5 protein-coding genes are annotated in these 5,555 nt (G+C 63.3%); 3 read left to right on the top strand and 2 right to left on the bottom strand.

The window, feature by feature from the left end:
- Positions 1-38: 38 nt before the first annotated feature.
- Positions 39-1,058 carry a UDP-glucose 4-epimerase GalE gene (gene galE, locus ACMLHZ_RS01845; protein WP_418666112.1) on the bottom strand — a complete coding sequence of 340 codons (1,020 nt, stop codon included), beginning with the start codon at positions 1,056-1,058 and terminating at the stop codon, positions 39-41.
- A gap of 484 nt (positions 1,059-1,542) precedes the next feature.
- On the opposite strand from galE, the gene ACMLHZ_RS01840 reads away from it, so the two are divergent.
- The 3 genes from ACMLHZ_RS01840 to ACMLHZ_RS01830 all read left to right on the top strand — a co-directional run bounded on the left by ACMLHZ_RS01840 (position 1,543) and on the right by ACMLHZ_RS01830 (position 4,401).
- On the top strand, positions 1,543-2,556 hold the full coding sequence (locus ACMLHZ_RS01840) for a GDSL-type esterase/lipase family protein (protein WP_418666111.1): 1,014 nt from the start codon (positions 1,543-1,545) through the stop codon (positions 2,554-2,556).
- A 108-nt stretch (positions 2,557-2,664) separates the two neighbouring features.
- On the top strand, positions 2,665-3,348 hold the full coding sequence (locus tag ACMLHZ_RS01835; RefSeq protein WP_418454117.1) for a TIGR00266 family protein: 684 nt from the start codon (positions 2,665-2,667) through the stop codon (positions 3,346-3,348).
- A gap of 63 nt (positions 3,349-3,411) precedes the next feature.
- Positions 3,412-4,401: an SGNH/GDSL hydrolase family protein gene (locus tag ACMLHZ_RS01830; protein ID WP_418666110.1), complete on the top strand. Its 990-nt coding sequence runs from the start codon at positions 3,412-3,414 to the stop codon at positions 4,399-4,401.
- Between the two features lie 54 nt (positions 4,402-4,455).
- On the opposite strand, the gene ACMLHZ_RS01825 is transcribed toward ACMLHZ_RS01830, so the two are convergent.
- Positions 4,456-5,555: formate--tetrahydrofolate ligase (locus tag ACMLHZ_RS01825; protein ID WP_418666109.1), on the bottom strand; the 1,100-nt coding region annotated here is incomplete at its 5' end.

Genomic DNA, 5,555 nt, shown 5'->3' with positions numbered 1-5,555 from the left:
GCGCATTTTTGCGGTTTTTTACAATTTTGTCAATCCCATCAGCCCTTGTAGCCGTCCGGGTTGGTGCTCTGCCACTTCCAGCTGGAGGCACACATCTCCTCAATGCCATATTGGGCCTGCCAGCCGAGCTCCTGCTTTGCTTTGGCGGGGTCGGCGTAGCAGGAGGCGATGTCGCCGGGGCGGCGGGGGTCGATGACGTAGGGCAGGGTTTTGCCGCAGGCCTTTTCGTAGGCGTGGATCACGTCCAGCACGCTGTAGCCGTGGCCGGTGCCCAGGTTGCAGATGAACAGGCCGGGCTTCTGCTCGAGTTTTTTGATGGCCGCCACATGGCCCCGGGCCAGGTCCACCACATGGATGTAGTCCCGCACGCCGGTGCCGTCCGGGGTGGGGTAATCGTTGCCGTATACATGCACCTTTTCCAGCGCGCCCACCGCCACCTTGGCAATGTAGGGCACCAGGTTGTTGGGGATGCCGTTGGGGTCCTCGCCGATCAGGCCGCTCTCGTGGGCGCCGATGGGGTTGAAGTAGCGCAGCAGGGCCACATTCAGCTCGGGGTAGGCTTTGCAGCAGTCGGTGAGCATCATCTCGTTCATCAGCTTGCTGGTGCCGTAGGGGTTGGTGGTGCCGCCCACCTTGCTGTCCTCCCGGATGGGCACGGTTTCGGGGTCGCCGTAAACGGTGGCCGAGGAGGAGAACACGATGTTGTTCACCCCATGGCGGCGCATGGCGGCCAGGATGGTAAGGGTGGTGGAGAGGTTGTTGGAGTAATACTCGATGGGCTTGGAAACGCTCTCGCCCACGGCCTTGTAAGCCGCGAACTGGATCACGGCGTCGATGTCCGGGTTTTCGGCAAACAGGGTTTCCACCTGGGCCGCGTCGGTCAGGTCCACCTCGTAAAAGCGGAACTCGCGCCCGGTGATCAGCTTGACCCGGCGCACCGCCTCGGGGCAGGAGTTATAAAAGTTATCGGCCACCACAATGTCGTAACCTGCCGCGAGCAGCTCCACGCAGGTGTGGCTGCCGATGTAGCCGGCGCCGCCGCATACCAAAATTGCCATAATAAAGCACCCTCCTTAATTGCATCTCAACTTGCCCGGCGGCGGGGACGGGGCGAGCGGGAAAGCGGACGTTTTGCCGCGCGGCGCCCTTTTTTAAAAGGGGCCTTTCCGTTTGCACCCGCCCGGCGGGGCTGGGCCGTTCTATACGTTAGTATGGGGGATAAGCGGCGTTTCGTCAAGAGCGGAGGGCGCACCCTCGGCAATTTTTGAACAAAAAAAAGCAATCTATCACAATCAAACTGAAAGAGCCGGGACCGCAGGTTCGTTTATATAGCACAGGGCCCGCAGGGCGAAAAAAAGCATATCCCGCCGCGAACCGGCGATACTAAGCAGCGGGGGCCAACTTTTTTGCCCCCCGGCTTGCGCCCCGGCACGGGCTGGGGTATAATGATACACATGTAAGATTTGCATGGAAGCCGGGGGCGTGTTTGGCCCCTGTAATGGAGAAAACAGGTGCCCGGTGCGCCTGGGGAGAGAGGGAAGAATGGCAACCTATCGGGAATTTCGTGAACAGGCAAAGCGCCGCCGCCGCAAGCGGGTGCTGCGCCGCGCGCTGGTGTTTTTGCTGGCGGTGCTGGTCATTCTTGGGCTGGCTTTCCTGATCACCCGGCTGATGAAGGGCGGGGCGCCCGGCGGCGCCTCCGGCAGTTCTGCGCCGCAGAGCGTTTCGCAGCCGCAGAGCACGGCCAGTGCGCCCGAGAGCGGCGAAGCGGCCAGCCAGGCGCCGGCACCGGCGCAGGACCCGGGCGACACCAGCTGGAACCAGATGGGACCGGTGGAGCAGACCCTGAACTATTCGGTGAACAACCCGGATTACCGGCTGATCGCCCTGCCCGAGAACGGTGTGGTGGACTACACCTACTTCGACCGGGCCGTGCTGATCGGCGACAGTGTGAGCCAGGGCTGGAACATCTACGAGTCGCCCATGAAGGCCCATGCATTTGTGTGCGCGTATAAGAGCATTGGGCCCAGCGCGATTGTGAACAAGCAGACGCTGGATCCCGGCCAGGGCAGCGGCCGCGGCCAGGAGGTGGGCTTTGACACCATTGTGAACTCCCAGCCCAAGCGGATGTATATTCTCTTGGGGGCAAACGCCCTGGTGCGGGACGGCGAGGCCGTGGAACAGAGCTTTTTGGCCTATTACAGCCAGATGCTGGACATGTTCCGCGAGGCCGTGGGCAGCGAGGTGAAGATCTATGTGGAATCGGTCACGCCGGTGCGGCCCGGGGTTTCGCAGCCGGGCCTTTACAAGGAGCGCATTGAGCGGGTGAACAACCAGCTTGCCGCCCTGGCCCAGGAAAAGGGCTGCTATTTTGTGAACCTGTACGAAGCCCTGGCGGACGAGAACGGCGATTTGCGGGCGGAGCTTGCAGCCGCCGACGGCGTGCACCTGAAGGCCGAGGCGTATACCGTGATGGCCGAGTATCTGGCAAAGCACACGGCCTATGCGGCGGATAACCCGTACCTGCCCGGGAGCCCCTATTACAAGGGCGAGTAAGGCATCCGAATATGGACGTAAAAGGCAGGCGACCCGGTTTTGAATGGGCCGCCTGCCTTTTAAAAACAAACCCGCCGGGCACGCCCGGCAAATAAAGGAGGAAAGAGTATGCAGTACGAGATTCAGGGCGATACTTTACCCGTGGTCATCTGCAGCCTGGAGCAGGGAGAAGCCATGATTACCGAGCGGGGCTCGATGGCGTGGATGAGCCCCAACATGAAAATGGACACCACCTCCGGCGGGGGGCTGGGCAAAGCGTTTGGAAGGATGCTCTCGGGGGACTCGATCTTCCAGAATACATACACCGCCCAGAACGGCCCAGGCCTCATTGCGTTTGCATCCAGCTTTCCCGGCAGCATTCAGGCCTTCACTGTGGCCCGGGGGCAGGAGTATATTTTGCAGAAAAAGGCGTTTTTGGCCGCGGAGACCGGGGTGGAGCTGTCGGTTCATTTTCAGAAGAAGGCGGGCGCGGGGCTGTTTGGCGGCGAGGGCTTTATTTTGCAGAGAGTGGCCGGGCAGGGCGTGGTGTTTGCCGAGTTCGACGGCCACGTGGTGGAATATGAACTGGCGGCCGGCCAGCAGATGGTGATCGACAGCGGATACCTGGCGGCTATGAGCGCAAGCTGCCAGATCGATATCCAGGCGGTGCCAGGGCTGAAAAACATGATGCTGGGCGGCGAGGGACTCTTTAACACCGTGCTCACCGGCCCGGGGCATATCTGGCTGCAGACCATGCCGATCAGCAGCGTGGCAGGCGCGCTGCGGCCCTATTTCCCCAGCACAAATTCCTGACGGGGCACAGGCGCGGGCAATACAGCACAGGGCGCGGGAAAGCCGCGCCGGGGAGAGGAAAGAATGGGCAACTATCGTGAATTCCGGCAGCAGACCAGGCAAAAGCGCCGCAAAAGGGCGCTGCGCCGCCTGCTGGCGTTTTTGCTGGCGGCACTGGCTGTTTTGGGGCTTGCCTGGGTGATCACCTGGGCCATTGAGCGGGTCGGGGGCAGCGGATCGGGCGCGCCCTCGGGCCCGGCCGCCAGCGAGGGCCAGACCGGCCTTGTGGGCAGCGTGCTGGCGCCCCTGCCCATGCAGGTGGAGCAGGGGGGCACGAGCTGGCAGAGCGTGGGCCCGGTGCGGCAGACCAGCGGGTATACCGTGGTGAGCCCCGGGGCGGCCGCCCTGACACTGCCCGAGCGGGGCCTTGTGGACAACAGCTATTTTGCCGACGCTGTGTTTTTGGGCGACAGCGTGACCGAGGGGCTGGACACCTACGCAAACCCGGTGAAAGGGGTCGCAGCGGTGTATGGCTACCGCAGCGCCGGGCCCAGCGCCATTCTGAACCGCACCAGCCTGCACAATTTTGCCACCGAGACCGATGAGATCGCCCTGGACAAGATCGCTGAGCGCGCGCCCAAGCGGCTGTATATCCTTTTGGGGGCCAACGCCCTGGCGCGGGACGGCGAGGCCGAGGAGAACGCCTTTTTGGCCTACTACGGCCAGATGCTGGATCTGATCCGCGAGACGCTGGGCGAGGGCGTGACGATTTACGTGCAGGCCATGACGCCGGTGCGGCCCGAATACACCCAAAAGGCCGCAGGCCTTTATAAAGAGCGCATTTTGCGGGTGAACGATCAGCTGGCAAGGCTGGCGGCCGAAAAAAACTGCCCCTTTGTGGACCTGTACAGTGTGCTGGCCGACGAAAACGGCGATCTGCGGGAGGACTATTCGGCCGACGGGCTGCACATGAACGCCTCGGGCTACAGCGCCTGGGTGAACCACCTGGCCACCCACACGGTGTACAGCGCTGAAAACCCCTATGTGGCGGGCAGCCCCTATTATAAAAGCTGAGAAAAAGCCCCCGTGCACACTGCACGGGGGCTTTGGCGTGTGTGGGAAAGGCGCTCAGAACAGGCCGGTGATGCGGCCGGTCTCATCCACGTCGATGGATTCGGCCGCCGGCTTTTTGGGCAGACCGGGCATGGTCATGATGCTGCCCATGATGACCACCACGAAGCCCGCGCCCGCCGAGAGGCGCACGTCCCGCACGGTCATGGTGAAGCCCTCGGGCGCGGCCAAAAGCTTTGGGTCGTCGCTGAAGGAATACTGGGTCTTGGCGATGCACACCGGCAGGCCGCCGTAGCCCATGGCCTCGATCTCGGCCAGGGCCTTTTGGGCCGGCGCGCTGAAAGAGACGCCCGCCGCCCGGTAGACCTTTTTGCACACCGCCTCCACCTTGGCCTTCAAGGGCGCGTCGTCCGGGTAGGCGAAATTGACCCGGGTGTCGGGCTGGAGTACGCTGAGCACGGCCTTGGCCAGCGCAAGGCCCCCCTGGCCGCCCTTGGCGAACACCTCGGTGAGGGCGCAGGGAACGCCCAGATCGGCGCAGACTTCGCGCAGGCACTCGTGCTCCTCGGGGGTGTCGGTGGGGAAGGCGTTGATGGCCACGCATACGGGCAGGCCGTAGTTCTGCATGTTCTCCACGTGGCGGCGCAGGTTGGCGGCGCCCTCCTGCAGATACTCCACGCCCGGCACGCCGAGCTGGTCCTTGGGGCAGCCGCCGTGATGCTTGAGCGCCCGCACGGTGGCCACCACCACCACCGCGTTGGGCGCAAGGTGCGCCTTGCGGCACTTGATGTCCAAAAATTTTTCGGCGCCGAGATCCGCGCCGAAGCCCGCCTCGGTGACCACGTAATCCGCCAGGGAAAGGCTCAGCTTGGTGGCCATGACGCTGTTGCAGCCGTGGGCGATGTTGGCAAAAGGGCCGCCGTGGATGATGGCGGGATTGTTTTCCAACGTCTGCACGAGGTTGGGATCAAACGCGTCCTTGAGCAGGGCGGTCATGGCGCCGGCCGCCCCTACCTGCCCGGCGGTGACCGGCTCGCCCGCGTAGGTGTAACCCACCACAATGCGGGAAAGGCGGGCCTTCAGGTCGGCAAGATCGGTGGCAAGGCAAAAGATGGCCATGACCTCGCTGGCCACCGTGATGTCGAAGCCGTCCTCGC

The sequence above is a fragment of the Allofournierella sp. genome (assembly GCF_048388525.1).
In the GTDB taxonomy this organism is placed as follows: domain Bacteria; phylum Bacillota; class Clostridia; order Oscillospirales; family Ruminococcaceae; genus BQOK01.
This window is presented reverse-complemented; position numbering and strand designations above follow the sequence as displayed.